The organism is Clostridium algidicarnis DSM 15099 (genome assembly GCF_002934235.1).
Classification (GTDB): Bacteria; Bacillota; Clostridia; order Clostridiales; family Clostridiaceae; genus Clostridium_L; species Clostridium_L algidicarnis.
On record NZ_PTIS01000010.1, the window covers coordinates 49,668 to 67,225 of the forward strand.

14 protein-coding genes are annotated in these 17,558 nt (G+C 29.2%); 6 read left to right on the forward strand and 8 right to left on the reverse strand.

All coding sequences use genetic code 11. The features are described 5' to 3' along the window. Positions 1 to 7: 7 nt before the first annotated feature. The 6 genes from BD821_RS08130 to BD821_RS08155 all read right to left on the reverse strand — a co-directional run bounded on the left by BD821_RS08130 (position 8) and on the right by BD821_RS08155 (position 8,282). On the reverse strand, positions 8 to 2,569 hold the full coding sequence (locus BD821_RS08130; protein WP_104410044.1) for a CRISPR-associated helicase/endonuclease Cas3: 2,562 nt from the start codon (positions 2,567 to 2,569) through the stop codon (positions 8 to 10). Between the two features lie 10 nt (positions 2,570 to 2,579). Continuing rightward, the gene (gene cas5b, locus BD821_RS08135) at positions 2,580 to 3,317 is read right to left on the reverse strand and encodes a type I-B CRISPR-associated protein Cas5b (protein ID WP_104410045.1); all 738 of its coding nucleotides are present in this window, start codon (positions 3,315 to 3,317) and stop codon (positions 2,580 to 2,582) included. A gap of 4 nt (positions 3,318 to 3,321) precedes the next feature. Beyond that, a complete protein-coding gene (locus BD821_RS08140) occupies positions 3,322 to 4,278 on the reverse strand; it encodes a type I CRISPR-associated protein Cas7 (RefSeq protein WP_104410046.1) in 957 nt (318 codons plus the stop codon). A 1-nt stretch (position 4,279) separates the two neighbouring features. Then, the gene (locus tag BD821_RS08145; protein ID WP_104410047.1) at positions 4,280 to 5,995 is read right to left on the reverse strand and encodes a CRISPR-associated protein Cse4; all 1,716 of its coding nucleotides are present in this window, start codon (positions 5,993 to 5,995) and stop codon (positions 4,280 to 4,282) included. A 17-nt stretch (positions 5,996 to 6,012) separates the two neighbouring features. Beyond that, entirely contained in the window at positions 6,013 to 6,711 is a 699-nt protein-coding gene (cas6, locus tag BD821_RS08150; protein ID WP_207719956.1) for a CRISPR-associated endoribonuclease Cas6, read from the reverse strand. 494 nt (positions 6,712 to 7,205) lie between these two features. After that, positions 7,206 to 8,282, reverse strand: coding sequence for an N-acetyltransferase DgcN family protein (locus BD821_RS08155; protein WP_104410048.1), 1,077 nt, complete (start codon positions 8,280 to 8,282; stop codon positions 7,206 to 7,208). Positions 8,283 to 8,812: 530 nt separating this feature from the next. Between BD821_RS08155 and orr the strand changes: the two genes are divergently transcribed. Together orr and BD821_RS08165 are read left to right on the forward strand one after the other, a co-directional pair. Continuing rightward, the gene (gene orr / locus BD821_RS08160) at positions 8,813 to 9,883 is read left to right on the forward strand and encodes an ornithine racemase Orr (RefSeq protein ID WP_104410049.1); all 1,071 of its coding nucleotides are present in this window, start codon (positions 8,813 to 8,815) and stop codon (positions 9,881 to 9,883) included. A gap of 201 nt (positions 9,884 to 10,084) precedes the next feature. Next, positions 10,085 to 10,318 (forward strand): hypothetical protein, encoded by a 234-nt coding sequence (locus BD821_RS08165; RefSeq protein ID WP_029451952.1) that lies wholly within the window; start codon positions 10,085 to 10,087, stop codon positions 10,316 to 10,318. A 176-nt stretch (positions 10,319 to 10,494) separates the two neighbouring features. Here the strand turns inward: BD821_RS08165 and BD821_RS08170 are convergent, their stop codons facing one another. Next, the gene (locus BD821_RS08170; protein WP_104410050.1) at positions 10,495 to 12,960 is read right to left on the reverse strand and encodes an ABC transporter substrate-binding protein; all 2,466 of its coding nucleotides are present in this window, start codon (positions 12,958 to 12,960) and stop codon (positions 10,495 to 10,497) included. Between the two features lie 259 nt (positions 12,961 to 13,219). On the opposite strand from BD821_RS08170, the gene BD821_RS08175 reads away from it, so the two are divergent. Both BD821_RS08175 and BD821_RS08180 read left to right on the forward strand, forming a co-directional pair. Continuing rightward, positions 13,220 to 13,567: a replication initiation protein gene (locus BD821_RS08175; protein ID WP_104410051.1), complete on the forward strand. Its 348-nt coding sequence runs from the start codon at positions 13,220 to 13,222 to the stop codon at positions 13,565 to 13,567. Positions 13,568 to 13,587: 20 nt separating this feature from the next. After that, positions 13,588 to 14,148 carry a DNA-3-methyladenine glycosylase I gene (locus BD821_RS08180; RefSeq protein WP_104410052.1) on the forward strand — a complete coding sequence of 187 codons (561 nt, stop codon included), beginning with the start codon at positions 13,588 to 13,590 and terminating at the stop codon, positions 14,146 to 14,148. A 65-nt stretch (positions 14,149 to 14,213) separates the two neighbouring features. On the opposite strand, the gene BD821_RS08185 is transcribed toward BD821_RS08180, so the two are convergent. Further along, entirely contained in the window at positions 14,214 to 14,726 is a 513-nt protein-coding gene (locus tag BD821_RS08185) for a folate family ECF transporter S component (RefSeq protein ID WP_207655273.1), read from the reverse strand. A gap of 707 nt (positions 14,727 to 15,433) precedes the next feature. Here BD821_RS08185 and BD821_RS08190 point away from each other — a divergent pair. Continuing rightward, positions 15,434 to 16,201: an acyl-CoA dehydratase activase gene (locus BD821_RS08190; RefSeq protein WP_104410053.1), complete on the forward strand. Its 768-nt coding sequence runs from the start codon at positions 15,434 to 15,436 to the stop codon at positions 16,199 to 16,201. Between the two features lie 89 nt (positions 16,202 to 16,290). Then, positions 16,291 to 17,550, forward strand: coding sequence for a double-cubane-cluster-containing anaerobic reductase (locus BD821_RS08195; protein ID WP_104410054.1), 1,260 nt, complete (start codon positions 16,291 to 16,293; stop codon positions 17,548 to 17,550). Positions 17,551 to 17,558 lie beyond the last annotated feature (8 nt).

Sequence of the window (17,558 nt, forward strand, 5' to 3'; positions counted from 1 at the left end):
ATTATTATCATATGAGTTCAAATTCTTCAGTTTTATTAAATTTAGATCTATCAAACTTATTATTGGTAAAATATTTATACCCATCATCTATATAAAAAATATCACCTATATTATCACTATAGGAGTCGTCGAATCTGTTGACTTTGTAGGTGAAATAATCTACATATTCTAGTATTTCAGATAGCTTAACTCTTTTTTCGGCATAATCCATTTCTGAATTCATTAATAGATTTTTATAGTCTCTCCAGACTTGATCACCTACCAATATACTACCATTATCAAGGTCTAAGGTTGTATTAAGAAATACTGTGTACTCCTTATATCTTTCTTCGATAAGTTCCATTCTTTTTTTGATTTTATCATAAATTAAAGGTGTTATAATTTTAGTCCTAAAATAAGTTATGTTAGAATCGTTTTCTCTTTTAGAGTTTTCTTCTATTCTATCTAAAACTTTAGAATAATAATCCTCAAAGTTTTTATCTACAAGAAAGTTTTTCACAACATCGTCTTCTAGGGTTAAATCTTTTTGCTTTCTAAAATCATTTTTATAAATTAGTGAGGCTTCATCTAAGTTGAAGAAATAAACCTTGCAGTCCTTTTTAATACAGGAACGATTTATGCGTCCTAAAAATTGCTCTTCAGCATCTAAAATGGATATATCTTTAAAGCCTATATCCATATCTATATCAACTCCAGCCTCAATAACTTGTGTTGCAACTAATATAAACTTCCCATTACTTTTGATTTTATTTATTATTTTCTTTCGTTCTGCCTTATTGTCATCTCCGGTTATTAACAAAACTTCACTATTTAATTTATCTTGGTTTTCAATTAAATTATTATAAAAGCCTAACGCAGATTTCTTTTTTATGAATTCTATTAAAATCTTATTTTTAGTATGAGATGTTTCAATAACCTTATCTAATAAAGATTCTAATAAGTTATTTCTTTTTATTAAAGAAAAATCTAAGGAAACTCTTTCTTTAAATAGAGCGTTGTTAAAGTATTTCTGCTTGTTTTTTATTAGATAAGTACATTCATTTCGTTCCCCTATAATACTTAAGTTAGGGAGGGTTGCAGACATTATTATTATCTTTATGTTTAAAAGCTTTGAATATTTTTCTAAAAAGATGATTATTTCTTTCCAAATGCTGTTTCTGTAGCTTTGAATTTCATCTAATATTACTACACTATTAGCCAAATAAATTAGAGGAAAACTTTCTTCTCGACTTTGACCAAAAAGAAAATTGAAAAAGTTAATATGACTTGTAAGCACTATAGGGTAATGTAAAAATTGCCTATTTAAAAGTGATTTTTTATAGTCAATATTGTGCTGTTCATTGGATATCTTATATTTCGTAGGGCCCTCTTCAATATGTTCTGAAATTATAGGGGTTACAGAGTTAATAACAGCGATGCTATTTTTTAATTTTGAATTATTTTGAAAGACTTTTTCTAAAGAATCCTTTGTTTGTTCTGCTAGAGTGTTAAAGGGGAAGATATAGAATAATTTGTTTAGTCTAGGATCCTTTTGCATAAGATTGAAGGCTAGATTAATAGAGGTATTTGTTTTACCGCTTCCTGTTGGGGCCTCTAGATAAAATATACTTTTATCTAGGTTATCTAATAGATTCTCCTCAGCCTCAATAAACATCTCTGATCTTAGTTTATTTATATCATTATCTTTAAATATCTTATTTCCGGAACCTGATAAAAACTTTTTATGACCTTGTATGTTTTTATAAATTGATCCATTTTTAAAGACATCATAGTATTCATTTATATCTTTTATTAAACCAAAGTCCTTAATTTCGCTATTATCCATGTAATGAGAAGTTGCATAAAAATCTGAAGATGTAAGGAGCGAAGAAAGTAATTTTGAATAGACATATATATCTACACATTGCCACGCTTTAGTCTCTTCAAGTTTATTTAGATTCACTCTTAAAGCCCTAAAGCATTTTTCAATAATTTTAGAACTTATATTTAAGTCAATATCATAATCTTTATATAAATATTTTTTTTCGCTAAACTTTAAATACTCATTTTTAAAAGCATCTTCAAATATAGTTAGATCCTTTAGTGAGCCATGGTGTTTTGATATTACATAACTATTTAAGATTAAAAATACTAGGAGAAGATTTAAGTCTTCTCCATTAAGTTTAAGATCTTTGAATAAGTTAAAATAATAATCAAAGTATATGCAAGAAGAAAGCATTGAATGGTTGGAGTCTTCTTGAGGCGTATTTTTATAAACATTGTTTTCCATTACTCTATTTTGAAAGTCTCCATTTATTTTACCTATATCATGCATATAAACAGCGTTACAAAACATATCCTTGAAAAGAACTTTTGAAACTTCAGTATTAGTAGAAAAAAAATTTATTTCAAAATTTTTAAATACATTATCAAGATTCTTATTTTTACATATAGTTAAAAAGTAGGTGTAGACTAAATCCATATGAGATTTTAAGGGCTCTTTATATTCTCTTCCAGTGTGAGCATATATATTTTTAAGATTAGATACGTGCTGCTCTAAAGGAAATAATGTTACATTTTCAAAATACATAATAAACCACCTAAAAGAAAAACAATACTTTTCCTTCCCTTTCATATAATTTATAATCTTTTATAAGGTTTACATTAAGATTTGTATGAATAAATTTTTCTGTTACATATTGGTTAGATACTTCTTCAAGACCTATAGGGAGTTGTTCTTCGTATTTATAAGTATCCTCAGTTGGCTCATCAAAAAGTAGCATTTCTTCAGGAAGGATATTAAAAAATGATTTAATAAATAAACTATCTATATTTTTAGGACTATTTATTTGATTTAAGTTTAAGATTTCTATATTTGTGATATCAGCATAATGGTCGTTTTTTCCTAGGTAAGGAATGTAAACAAATTTTTGATTTTTAAATCGGCTTTCTATTTCATTAGAAAATTTAGAGGATTCTAGTGAAATATATATATCCCATTTAGGATTTTCAAGCCACTGTTCCTTTACTATAAGATTCCCACCTTGTTCCTTCGATGCATATCCTACAGAGTTATTAAATATTTGGATCTTTTTAGGGATATATCCATTAATATTCTTAGGTACTATAGAAATCTTTAAATCTTTTAATTCCTCATAAAATTTAGGATATTTGCTTTTGTTTTGATTTATATAGCCATCTAATCCTAAAGTAGCCCCTAATATACCGAGCAAAGCTACCTTGTGAATATTTCCATAGGTGAAATAGTAGTAACTATTTACATCTGGTTTTTTAAAGAAAGCTGTTCTACCGCTCAAAGTAAACTTTAAGGCCTTCATTTAGTTAAACCTCTTTTCCTGTAAAAATATTATATACTTTTGATTTAGATATATTACCTTCTAATATTGTGGTGTAAGGATTGAAGTATATTTCTACATTTATAACATTTTCTATTATGTCGTTTATTAATGTGTCAAAATTTAGTCTGATTATATTTTTATCTTCTCTCTTTTCAAATTCGATGTATTGAGATAAGTCAGGAAGATATTGCTCCTCATTAACCTCTACGAATATAGCAAATTCATTTTCACAACCAATTTTCGAGTTGGAATTAAAGGCTGTAGCAGCAACAATAGAAGTACTTTTAAAGTTTTTATAGTCTTCTTCTGTATATCCTTCTGTAACACCCATTTCTATATAAGGTTTATATACCAATGGATTTATGGAAAATGGATAAAAATAATGAGCTTCATTGCTGACTATTTTTGTACCAAGTGTAGTTGCATTTGCTTCTTCTTTTTCTGTATTTGAATTACTTGCACTAGCTTTCTCTACTCTAAATGGTGATAAGATTTGCTGTTCTTCAGGAGTTGTATCCTCATATTTATTAAAGCCTTGGCCTATTTGAACGGCACCTATTATTCCTATATTATTTTTTTGTTCTGCAAAGGTAGCACCAAAGTTTTTAACATCCACAGCGCTAAAGAGGTTCTTATATATTTCTCTACTATCTTTTATTGTACTTAAATCTTCAATTTTGAATACTTCTTCGAATCTCTCCTTTAAGGATTTAGGTCTCACCTTTATTCCTTCTTTTTTATCTTCTTCAGCTTTTAGGGATTTTATATAAAGGACCTTTTCACCCTTTTCGTCCCACATCTTTTTCATTGGGAACTTAAAAGCTTTATCACTACCAAAGGTTTCACCGGAAGAAATTGTTTTTGGATATCCACTAAAATCTGCATTCCAATTTGCCATAATTGACTTTATTCCTAACACGCCATAGACTCTTTTATTCATATTAATTATCCTCCTTTTTTTCATATATTAAACTACTGTATAGATAACCTGCTATTAGTATATCTTCGTCTACTTTACCTTCAGGAGTGTATCCACATACCATTGAATAAAGGTTGTTAAACCTCTTACTTCTCTTTTCAATTGCATAGCTATATTTCTTAAACATCTTTCTCATTTCAAGCTTTAATTTCTCATCGCTTTTAGCATTTAACATAGGATTTATTAGTGAATGCATCTTTTTCCCAGATTTATTTAGAGATATAAAGTAACTTAATAACTGCCCATAGGCAAAAAAGTACTCCTCGTCATTATCTATATTAGTGGTTGTATCACTATTTATTTTCACTTTTAAGCTGCTTGATAGCTCAGCCAACTTATCTCCCATATTCTCTCCTCCTTCTAAATAATTTAATACTCCACATCTAAGGTTAAACTGTTCTTTTGATCTAATAAAACTTTCATTACATATTGAATTTTTAATTAAGGTCATAGATAGTTTAGCAAAAGAACCTTTTATAACATTGGAATTGCCTTTATAAAACCAATCAAAAAAACCAGTTCTATATTTTAATATTACTCTTCTAAGTTCGCTATTGTTGATTTTTAGGTCACTTGGTTCTGTAAAATAATTTGTAGATAAGAATTTATAGAATAAAACTTGATTAATAGCTTGTTCTAATTTAGTTAAGTTTTCTATGTTACCAGTAGGAAGCATAGCAGGAAACTTGCCATAATTTATAGGAATGACTTGTTTTATATTAAGGCCTTTTATGTTAAATTTCATGCCTGTGATAGTATCGAAGTCATGAATTTCGACTTCCTTGCCTTTTTTTATTTTTAGGAAGTAACCTGTGAAGTCTTTTCCTATATTTTCATTGTTAGGCTTTGCTTCGATACCGTTATCATAAGATAAATAAATGTTGTTTTTACCATCTGAAGCCATATTCATTAAAAAGTCAAAGAATTTTTTTTGAAGGATTACTTCATCTTCGTTAATAAAATAAGGGATAGGATTTTTTCGAGTTTTAAGTTCTAAAAACGGCTTTTTAGCATTTAAACCCATATTGTCATTAGGTAGACCGTAAGTTTTATTTAAGATCTCAACATTGTATTGAGTGTTGTTATATACGTTAGGGATTACGTATTTTTCACTTTCTTTTTCGTATTCACTTAAATCTTCTTCAAAAAATATTTTAAGATAATTCTTATCTTTCTTTATATCATTGTTATCCATTAAATCGAATATATTATCCTCAATCCAAAGTTTACATTGAGCTATACTATCCTTATTAGCTTTGCCAAATTTTAGTTCGGCTTTTTCATACATTCTTTTATTTTCTTTTTCTGTATACTTTATTAGAGGATTAAGAAGTATCCTATAATAATTATCTAATATTTCTTGTGTAAGCTTGGATCTATTTAAGTTTTCTTTTTTTATGAAAAAGCTTAGGTAGTTATTGCTGTGGATGACCTTTTTTTTATCTATTGACTTATTTATACTAATTAATTTAGATAAGTAATCTCTCTTAGCAAAATAATAATAAACGGTGTCTGTCTTATCTAATTTGGATTTATCCATTTCATAGATATGTTTAATTGTACCTGACTTATCAACAAGAATGTAAGTACCATTAGCCATGATGTAGCTATCAATAATGTAGCTCTCACCTTTGTCTTCATATTGTTTTTTGAAGATTTCAACACTATCTCTTAACAATTTATCACCTCCTTATATTAGAGCCATTTTGCATTGACATAGCCATATCCCCTAGGATTCATTTCAAGTAGACCTGATCCCATAGCAAAAAATGCAAGATCTTGAGCAGAAGAATTTTCACAAATTTCCATGGAAATCTTGTCGCCTAAGATGTGTATGTTTTTGTAGCTAGAACTTATAGGCTTTTTGTTTTGGAAGGCTATTAAGTTAAATAAATCAAAATCTTCATTTATAATTGTATTGTAATATGAATTATATTTTTTTATTAAATTGTCCTTTAATCTCTTTTCAAAGATAGATATATCAGTATTGTTTCTCCAGTAGCCTGTATCAAATTTAGCAATTACTGGGGTTATGCTATAAAGCTTATCAATATGTTTTCTTATAAGGACTTTTTTATGAGTGGTAAGAACTTTTATACTTTCAGTATACAAATTTGATAAAGTCTTTTCAAAGAACATAGCTAAATTTTCATCAACAGTTCTTATAATAAAGGTGTATATTTTACCCTCTTTATAAATCTTTGATGGTTCAATAGGCCAAAGTGAATTAAAGCTATAGTTTTTAAAGTCGTTTTTTTCATGGAATTTTGGATAATCTTCAGTTAGATAGAATCCTTTGTCTATTAATTTACTTATTTCTTGTAATGAATCTTGAATAGTTATATCCTTAAGCAAGTATACTTTGACCTCTATTTGGGAAACTTTAATATCCATAATTTCACCTCCTTAGTTCCTATATTTACAATATAAACCTAAATATTTAATTTGTCAATTACATAAAATAAAATATAACATTGATTATATTAATTTATATTAAAAATATAATCCAAGCTCCTAGTAAGTAAAAGCTTAGATTATGGGAAATATATTTCATATAAAATAAAGGGTTATGTAGTGCCTAGGTAATATTGATTACATAAAATGTTATGGTTAAACATGAAGACACAAAAAATAAAATAAAACATATTTAAATACATCATATATGTTATGGTTAAAATAATCCCTTTATAGAATATTGTTTATTATACTAAAAATCTTTATAAATATCAAACCGAACAACATAAAAAAACTACCTTATCTAAGAAAAGAGAAATAGTTTACTAAGTTTCTCCTTGTAAATAAGGTAGTTTGGTAAAGTTAAGGTCATGAATAGGTAAATGATTTTATATATATTAAGCTATTAATTTTTAGATATATAATATTTATTTTTATGAAGCGGTGTTTTTAGATAGGTCTGGAAATATTTTTAAGATTTCATCTGTAATCTTTTTGCTTCCATATTTAAGTACATCTGTTGTTGGAATATGGAATTTCTTTTCACAATCTTTTATGGCCTTATCTATCTCTAGCTTGGACATATTTTCGTGATTTATAGTAATCCCTATAACAGGTTTTTTAGCGATGTATTCTATAAGTTTGATTTCACTTTCTAAGGATGGAACCTTTAGTAGTGGGAAGTCTGCACGAATTTTTCTTTTTGGGGCATATTGAACTATGAAGGCATCTGGCATGGCTCCTTTTATAATTCCATAGCTAGATAAATAAGCTGGGTGACTTAGAGAGCTTTGTCCTTCTATTAATATAACGTCAGGATCCTCATTTTCAAAGGCAGCTACTACTGCTGATTCAATTTCTCCTGCTACGTATTGAGAGTTTATAACATCTATAGGTACGCCGTATTTAGCACCTTGCAGAACCCCTGTTTGGCCTGTTGCTACAAAAACTGCATTTATATTATTACTTTTTAACTCTTGTAAAACTTCCATACAAGTTGTTCTTTTACCTATGGCACAATCAAGACCAAAGATTGCTACTACAGGCACTTCAACAGTATCAATTTTGCCTGTGAATAATTTTAGCTCAGTTAGCGACTTAGGTTTTCTTATGTCATAAATTTCAACATTGTACTTTTTTGCATTTTCCGTTAGTTCGTTATTATCTTTTAGAAATACTGGAAGACCATTTACAATATCCATTCCATATTTCATAGCTTCTTTTGTGGCTTCTATAAGGTCTAGAGGTAAATATGCCTCAGTTAGTGCAAGTCCTATAATAAAACACTTAGGTTTAACATTTAAGGATTGTAGTGCTTCTTTAGTATTTTTAAATACAGGTATGTTATTTTTAGCACCATCTAAATGCTCTCCAGAATCCATGCCAGCTTTTGTGCTGTCTATAATTCCTAGTATTTCATATTTTTCTGAATATCGTACAAGACCATTTGCAATTTTACCATCTGATTCTCCAAAGAGACCTTCACAATAAACTAGTGAATTAATTCTCATAATATCTACTCCTTTTTGTATAAATTTAGTAAGATTAAAATGTATTTTTGTTTGTATTGTCAATATAAGTAATAAAAAGTGTATAAAAAAAACACTATAGACTGCATAAAACAATGTACCTAATACTGGCAAAGTAGTATAAGGATAATAGTTTACAGTTTATGGTGATTTAAACGCGTTAGGGATATAATCTTGTTGGGTGTATTATTGCCTTTAGATATATAAACATCTAAAAATAGTGAATATAAAATCCGATATTTTTTATTAAATGTATTTGATGTATATACATTATACCACACAAAACATGAAAAAGATAAAAAAAAAACAGAATTCACAAAAACTTCAAAATAAATATAAAATATTAACATTGTTCTATAAAAATATATAAATAAATTAAAAACACTATAAAACATTGTAAAATTATTATAATATAATATGAGCGAATATTGCAATATAATTTAAAATTAAGAATTTTGTGATATAATTAAGTTATTACCAAAGAATAATTATTATTTTAGGAGGTGTGGGTTTTGATTCAAGAGTACCCATGTATAGAAGTAAATTTAGATAAGATAGCACATAACACAAGAGAAATTATTAAGGTTTGTAAGAAAGAAGACATCGAGACTGTAATAGTTACAAAGGTATTTTGTGCTGAAAAGTCTATAGTAAAAACAATAATTGATGAAGGAATTAAAACCATAGGAGATTCTAGAATAAAAAACCTTATAAATGTTAAAGGGCTTAATTGCAAAAAAATGCTTTTAAGAATACCTATGATAAGTGAAGCTTTAAATGTGGTTAAATATTCTGATGTAAGTTTAAATTCAGAGTTAGAAGTTATGAAGTCATTATCAATAGCAGCCCAAAAGTTAGGAAAGACACATGAGGTAATACTCATGATTGACCTTGGAGATTTAAGAGAAGGAGTACTTCCAAAGGATGTTATATATACAACGGAAGAAATATTAAAACTTTCTAATATTAAATTTGCAGGTATAGGAACTAACCTTACTTGTTATGGGGGTATAATTCCAGACAAAAATAATTTAGGTAAACTTGTAGAAATAAAGGAACTTATAGAAGAACAGTTAAAAATAGAGGTACCTATTGTTTCAGGAGGAAATTCTAGTAGCTTATATATGGTGTTAAATGATTCTATACCTAAGGGGATAAATCAATTAAGAATAGGTGAAGCAGTGGTTTTAGGTACAGAAGCTGCATTTGAAAAGGATATAAAAAACTTTTATAATCATGCTTTTATATTAAAAGGTGAGATAATAGAATTAAAGAAAAAGACTTCTCTACCTAAAGGAAGGGTAGGGGTAGATGCCTTCGGAGATACGCCAAGCTTTGAAGATAAGGGAGTTATGACTAGAGCTATAATAGCTTTAGGAAAACAAGACATATGTCTAGAAGGATTATATGTAAGAGATGAAGATATTGATATTTTAGGTGCTAGTAGTGACCATTTATTATTAGATCTAACAAACTGCAAAAAAGATTATAAGGTAGGAGATATTGTAGAATTTAATATGGACTACCCCTGTTTATTAGCCACAATGACATCACCTTATGTAATGAAGTACTTTTTGAAATAACATGAAAATATTTAGCTTATAAAGGGCGAGAGGTGTAAAAGGAAGGGCGCAGATTCATATTATATGAGTCTGTGTTTTTTCTTGTATTTAGGAGAAATATAATTTAGTTTAGTTTATCTGTAAAAGTTGATATAATAGCATTAGAACTTATCTAAAAGAAACGAATCCTTTAAAGTTAAATGAAGAGGTGAATTATGAATTATGACTAATGATGAAATATATAAACGGCTAATGGTAATGGCTACTGTTAAGGCTGGAAAGAGTTTTATTAAAACTTGTGATATAAGTAAGGGCGAGCTAAGTAAGCTTTGCAAGAAACATGATATATTTATTGTAGACAAAGCTACTAAAGAGGATATGATTGACAGATTCGTAGCAGAAACATTAGGTGTTAAGCTTAGAAAAAAAGCAATAAATAAATATAATACTAAGTAGAAGCGAGTGAGCTACTCCGCGCCTAAGAGGATAGAAGAATTCCACAAAGGAATGTTAAAAGGCTTCTATAATATATGGATGAATAAAAATAATAAGCCATGATAAAATCTTAAACTTTATCAGGGCTTATTATTTTGTTTTTTTATGAAAAGTTTCATTAACTTAATAGATATTGATTATTCTATAATAATATCTTCAAACCTTACCATTCCTAGAGGGTTAAGTCTTGCACCTAATACACCAGGGTTAGTAGCTATGGCTATTTGTGGATGATATAAGAAAATCCATGGGCTGTCATTAATAATCTGATTTTGAATATCCTCGTATACCTTAGTTTTTTTAACTGGGTTTATTATTTCTTTAGCCTTTCCCATCATTTCTAACACATCTTTATTTTCATATCTTGTAAAGTTTGTATAATTACTTGGGTCGAAGTTAGGTAAAAGAAAGTTGTCAGGGTCCCCAGTGTCAGCTATCCACCTACTTATGAATATATCAGAGTTAGGTGTAGCTTCAAAATATTTATCATTTGGAACTGCTGTTACTATGCACTGAATTCCAACCTTTTTTAGGTCTTCAATGAGGTACGTAGCTATTTTATTAAAGACAGTATCACTACTACCTTCTCTTATAAGCAACTTAAGCTTTTTTGTGGAAGATAATCCTTTTTTAGATATTAAGCTTTTTACTATTTCAGGATTGTAATTAAAAGAGGGTAAATATTTATTGTCTATTATATTAGGAGGAATTGGGCCTTTTGATTCTGTAGCCATACCACCTAAAATCTCAGTTATAATTCTTTTTCTATCTATAGCATGATTTAGCGCTTTTCTGATTTCACTATCTTGCACAAGAGGAGAACTACTTTTTAAATTAAATCCAACATAATAAGTACCCATAACATCCTTCATTTTAATAGAAGATGATTCTGAGGCCTTTAAGCTCTCCATTGTTGTTTTACTGTCTACTGTAATAAAGTTGTAATCCTTATTTAGAAATTTCCGAGAGGCATTTAAAGGATTAAATTCGATGTTAATTTTATCTGAATATGGTGCACCACCAAAATAATCTTTAAAAGCTGTGAGAGTACAAGAATCATCTTTTATTTCATCTAAAATAAAGGGACCACAACCTACAACCTTGCCCTTTTCCATTTCTTCTTTTGCTATGATAGAACAACAGTATTGTCCGAGGTTTAATAAAAAGCCTGTGTAGGGAATTGAAAGCTTTAAAGATAGCCTATATTTATCTAGTATTTTTATTCCAGTGACCTCTTTAGCCCTTCCATTTAAATATTCCTTGGAGCCTTCTATACTTTCAAGAAACCAAGTATTTGGAGATTTTAATACTGGGCTTAAGATTCTTTCATAGGAGTATTTGACATCAGAGGAAGTAACTTCTCTACCATTATGAAATTTTGCTCCCTTTCTTAAATTAAAAACCCAAGTTAGATGATCTTCTTCCACATACCAACTTTTAGCAAGACCAGGAGAAATTTCACCTGAAGAGCCAAAGGTTAGTAGAGAAGCGTGAGCATTTACAATTACTTGTCCACTTTCTTGATCGATAGCAAGAGCTGGATCAAATCCAAGGGGAGCACCGTTAAGACAAGTCTTTAAGGTAGAAACTTCCTTAGCATTTGAAGCAACTTCTTGAAGTAACTTATCTGATATGTATTTTAAATCCTCTGAAACCTCTGATAAAATGGTAAGAGAGGTTTTAGTATATTGAGTATTTAAAGCAGCTGATTCTACAACAGATAGTAACTTTTCTGAAATATAGCTCATGTTTTCTGCAGAACTTATAACGTTTTCTAGGTTTTCAGTCTGACTTTCTAGAGCAAGATTTATTTCTCCTGTTACATCTGTGCTAGTTTGTACTGCTTTTATAATGTTTTGAAAAACTGTCATAGTATTGTTAGCTATTTCAGTACCCTCTTTTACCTTTAGGCTTGTTTTATCCATAGCCTCAATGGTATGGGCTATACTAGCATTTATTTCGTCTATAGTTTTTGAAATAAAACCAGCGGATTCAACGCTTCTTTCAGCAAGCTTTTTAACTTCTGTTGCAACTACAGTGAATCCTCTACCAGCTTCACCAGCTCTTGCAGCTTCAATAGACGCATTTAAAGAAAGTAAGTTTGTGTGATTAGCTATGTCTTTAATTACATCTAACATATCATTAATATGTGCAGACTTTGAATTAAGATCCATAACAACTGTTTTCGCATCTTCAACAGAAGATTCTATTTCATTCATAGCATTAATAGAATCACCTACGGCCTTACTCCCTTCCTTAGCTATGCCCATAGTTTGTTTTGCTATTTGCTTTGAATTATCTGTACTAGCTAAAACCTCCTCTGCTAAAGCAGAATAATTAGTGATTTCATTGACTAACTTATCAATAGAGCTCATTTGTACTTCTACATATTTATTAATATCTGTTGTAATTTCAATTAAGTTTTCTGTAGCAAAACCGGTTTCATCGATCTTGTTACTAAGTTTATTTACAATACATTTTTGATTGTGTTTTAAAATAGCAATTTTGTTTTGAGATGATATATTTTGGATTTTGTAATTTGGTTTAATATCCTCCACAGTAACGTCAGGAACCATGGTTTTTTTAGTTTTAAAATTAAACATTAAAAGCCTCCTAAATGTAAAATCATGATAATAATAAATATATATATATTATTAGTCAAACTAATGAAAACGTCAACAACGATATGATATTTATAGAAAAATAAACCATATGTATTTGTAATAACATGTATTAGAATTAAAAAATAAATTAAAATATGACCAGAGTAGGTTTAAAATCAATAAAAGATTTAATAGGGTTGCTTGTATTACATTATATGTAATACAATGTAGTAAATATAAATAAAGAGGAGGCTTTTAAGTGGAAGAAGATTTAAATAAACTAAAAGTTATAAAAAGAAGAAGGAAATCTATTGTAAGATCTATTGTAAAATCTGATATTCCAAATTTTAAGAGTATATATGCTAAAATACTTTATCTAGAACTAGAAAAAAGGAAGCCTTCTACGGACTTTGAAATTTCTTTAGAAGAACTTAAACATATATTGATGGTACCAAACCTTGCATATGTATATTCCCATTTAAGACTTAGGGTATTAGATAATATAATCAAGGAATTTAATGAAGTAAATTCACCTCTTCAGTTTAGCTATGAAATTATAAGGGAAAATGAAAAAGATATGGTTAAGTTTAAAATTAAATATATTTGATAAATAAAGGGGAGTTTAAAATGAATAGGTGTCCATGGTGTAAAGATAATGAGATTTATATTAAATATCACGATGAAGAGTGGGGTGTACCTGTACATGATGATATAAAACACTTTGAATTCTTAGTATTAGAATCGGCTCAGGCAGGTTTAAGCTGGATCACTGTGCTTAAAAAGAGAGAAGAATATAGGCGGGTTTATGATGATTTTGAACCTATAAAAGTATCACAATATGATGATAAAAAGGTAAATGAATTAGTTCAAAATCCAGGGATAATAAGAAATAAAAAGAAAATAGAAGCATCCATAAACAATGCTAATAAGTTTATAAATATACAAAAGGAGTTTGGAAGCTTTGATAATTATATATGGAGCTTTGTAGACGGAACACCCTTAATTAATAAGTGGGAAGATATATCTAAGGTTCCTGCTACATCAGAACTTTCTGATAGGATATGTAAGGACTTAAAATCTAGAGGATTTAAATTTTTAGGGTCAACGATAATCTATGCATATCTTCAGGCTATAGGAGTTATTAATGATCATATAATTAGTTGCTTTAGACATACGCGAATACTATAACAAAAACAAAGGAGCACCAAAAAATAATTGGTGCTCCTTTAAATATATTTTTATTAAAAGAGATACTATATCTCTTTTTCTATTTTTGTTCCTAAGTACTTCCATGTAAGAGATAAAGTTATAACCTCTATAGGAAGCATAATTAATGCTTTAAGTATTCTAGTTTGAGTTATTAATATAAATGCTTTATCAAATAATATAGCAAGCCAAAGGGTATTTAAGAATATATGCACAATTATGGTTATAAGCAAAGATGAAACTATAAATCTTGTTATAGTTTTAGGTTTTTTATAAAGAACTAACCCATAAATTAGTCCTACTATAAATGCGCTTAAAGTAAACCCTGGAAAGAAGGGTCCTTTAGGAACCAAGATTGCACCAATAAGATCCTCTATTCCTGCCATAACTCCCCCATATACGGGACCAAAGAGCATAGCACTTAAGGCTATGGGTAAAAACGCAAAACTTATCTTTATTGTAGGTAAAAGTTGTATAGATAAGAATCTAGATAGTATAAAGGTTATAGCTATAAATAATGCCATAGTAACAATTTTTTTTGATGTAGTCATTTTTGCCATTTTAATCACTGCTACTTAAAATATGGACAAATATATCCATATCAAGGTTTTTACTTTTAAGATTACATTTGCATCTTAAAAGTCATAAAATCCCGACTAGCCATCGGTACACATAACATTGGTTTTATTATTAAATTTTGTACCTTGTAGACTTAGTTAAATATATTTTGTCTAGTAGCGTACTCCTTTTTATTTATTTTAATTTAAGCTTTCATATTTCCTTGAAAGGCTTAGGTAAATAGGATCTATTACCTGGTTATATAACATTTTAAATAGGTTGTCTAAAAGAATATTATTTTATTACTAATATACAACTATTTAAATTAAATAGAAAGTAATATTTTATTGCTTCCTATACCATTATATCAAATACACCGATAATTTACAGAAAATTCGCAAATAAAACTTATAAAAATATTAAACTTTAAATGATAATTAGATAAATTTTTTCCCATTTAATTCAGAGTATTTTAAAGGTGTTTGTAAAATTCAGTGTATGGGCATTGGAAAGCTCAATGGAATTGAATTTAAATGAGGAGATTTATTCATGATTGTTGCAATGCTTTATTAATATTACCAATAGGATAAGCGTATAGTATAGCTTTTTTGAATTAGAAGAAAGAATCTATGTAAAGTATAATGAGGTTGTCTATGGAAATACATTTTTAAGGTTATATTAAAAAAATTACTAAAAAGGGAAGATGAGTATGTATTATATTGGTATAGATATAGGATCTACAGCTTCTAAGGTTGCTGTATTTTGTCATGAAGATTTAGTAGAAACCTTTATGATTCCAACGGGTTGGAGTAGCGTGAAAACTGCAGAGGAGATAAAAGATCATCTAGAAAGTAAGAACTATGTAGAAAATTCATATATTGTGGCTACAGGTTATGGTAGGGTTTCTGTGCCTTATGCAGACAAAACTGTAACAGAAATAACTTGTCATGGCAAGGGAGCAAACTACATTATTAATAAGGATTGTACTGTAATCGATATCGGTGGCCAAGATACTAAGATAATAACAATAAAAAATGGTAAGGTTACAAGCTTTACAATGAATGATAAGTGTGCTGCAGGTACAGGAAGATTTTTAGAGATGATGGCAAATACCTTAGGCCTTGATCTTATGGAAATGAGTAAACTTTCTAAAGATGGATCAGGAATAAGCATTAGTTCTATGTGCACTGTTTTTGCAGAATCTGAGGTTATAAGTCTTATAGGTAGTGGTGAAAAGAGAGAAAATATTGCCTTTGCCGTCATTGAATCTATTTCAGGAAAGGTAAACTCTTTATGCCAAAAGCATGGAAGGGATGAAAACTACTTTTTAAGTGGAGGGCTTTCAGAAAATACATACTTAATAGATAGTCTTGCAAAAAAGCTAGGGAAAAATGTAGAAACTAGTAAGCTAGGACGATATGCAGGAGCTATAGGTGCAGCTATTGTAGCAAAAGAAACAAGTGATAAGTTAAATTAGGATTAAATAACATTTACATATATATAATGAAGACTAATATTTAGCAAAGCTTAATATTTAATCAAACTTAATTTTAAGGAGGAGTAATAATGGCAGATTACAGAGAGATGTGGGGCAAGTTAGACATGGATTTAGAAAAGCATGATCAGCTTTGTGCAGCCTTACCTGAAATGTTTGGAAGTGTATATTTAACTCAAGAAAATAGACCTGAAGGTATGAACTATTTTAACTTTGTTTTTTCAGAGGTTCATGGACTTCGGATAAAAGAACTTGAAGATCATAAAAAACAAGGCGGAAAGGTGCTTGGAACTTTTTGCGTATTTGTACCAGATGAAGTTATATTAGCAGCTAATGCTATATCTGTAGGCCTTTGTGCTGGATCGCAATTTTGGGTTGAAGATGGTGAAAAACATTTACCAAGAAATCTTTGCCCTTTAATAAAGGCTTTTGTTGGTGCAAAGGTAAGTGGTACATGCCCTTACTTCCAATCTTGCGATATGGTAATTGGTGAAACTACTTGTGATGGTAAAAAGAAAGCTTGGGAAATATTAAGTGACTATGTGCCTGTTCATGTAATGGATCTTCCACAAATGAAGAGAAATAAGGACTATAGTATGTGGATGGAAGAGATAAAGTTGTTCATAGATGAGGTAGAAAAACTTACAGGGAATAAAGTTACAGTAGAAAGTTTAAAGGAAGGTATAGATGTCTGTAATAAGAAGAGAAGAGCTCTTAAAAGACTTTACGATTTAAGAAAGGTGACCCCTTCTCCAATAACTGGGCTTGATTCTCTTTTAATATCACAAATTGCATTCAATGATGATCCTAAAAGATTCACTGAAGAGTTAAATAAGCTATGTGATGAATTAGATGAAAGAGTAAAGCAAGGCAAACCTGAAGGAAAGAAAAGAATTATGATAACAGGTACACCTATGGCTATTCCTAACTGGAAGCTTCACAGCATAATAGAAAGCCTTCCAGCAGAGGTTGTAGTAGAGGAAACTTGTACAGGTACTAGATACTTTGAAAATGAAGTAAATCCAGAAGGAGAGACTATAGAAGAATTAATAACTAATCTAGCAGACAGATATTTAAATATAAACTGTGCTTGCTTTACACCAAATGAAGGAAGAATAGATGATATATTAAGATATGTTAAAGAATATAATATAGATGGAGTGGTTTATTCAAACCTTTCATTCTGCCACACTTATTCTGTAGAATATAATAGGGTAGAAAAGGCTTTAAAAGAAGCAGGAATTCCTATGATTAATATAGAAACAGACTACTCAACAGAAGACTCAGGTCAAATAAAAACAAGAGTGGAAGCCTTCATAGAAATGATTTAAGGTGATGA

Bases quoted from the DNA above. Each gene is read 5' to 3' on its own strand.
- BD821_RS08190 (WP_104410053.1), top strand. From the start codon at position 15,434: ATGTATTATATTGGTATAGATATAGGATCTACAGCTTCTAAGGTTGCT.
- BD821_RS08180 (WP_104410052.1), top strand. From the start codon at position 13,588: ATGAATAGGTGTCCATGGTGTAAAGATAATGAGATTTATATTAAATAT.
- BD821_RS08170 (WP_104410050.1), bottom strand. From the start codon at position 12,960: ATGTTTAATTTTAAAACTAAAAAAACCATGGTTCCTGACGTTACTGTG.
- cas6 (WP_207719956.1), bottom strand. From the start codon at position 6,711: ATGGATATTAAAGTTTCCCAAATAGAGGTCAAAGTATACTTGCTTAAG.
- BD821_RS08140 (WP_104410046.1), bottom strand. From the start codon at position 4,278: ATGAATAAAAGAGTCTATGGCGTGTTAGGAATAAAGTCAATTATGGCA.
- BD821_RS08155 (WP_104410048.1), bottom strand. From the start codon at position 8,282: ATGAGAATTAATTCACTAGTTTATTGTGAAGGTCTCTTTGGAGAATCA.
- BD821_RS08185 (WP_207655273.1), bottom strand. From the start codon at position 14,726: ATGGCAAAAATGACTACATCAAAAAAAATTGTTACTATGGCATTATTT.
- BD821_RS08130 (WP_104410044.1), bottom strand. From the start codon at position 2,569: ATGTATTTTGAAAATGTAACATTATTTCCTTTAGAGCAGCACGTATCT.
- BD821_RS08195 (WP_104410054.1), top strand. From the start codon at position 16,291: ATGGCAGATTACAGAGAGATGTGGGGCAAGTTAGACATGGATTTAGAA.
- cas5b (WP_104410045.1), bottom strand. From the start codon at position 3,317: ATGAAGGCCTTAAAGTTTACTTTGAGCGGTAGAACAGCTTTCTTTAAA.
- BD821_RS08165 (WP_029451952.1), top strand. From the start codon at position 10,085: ATGACTAATGATGAAATATATAAACGGCTAATGGTAATGGCTACTGTT.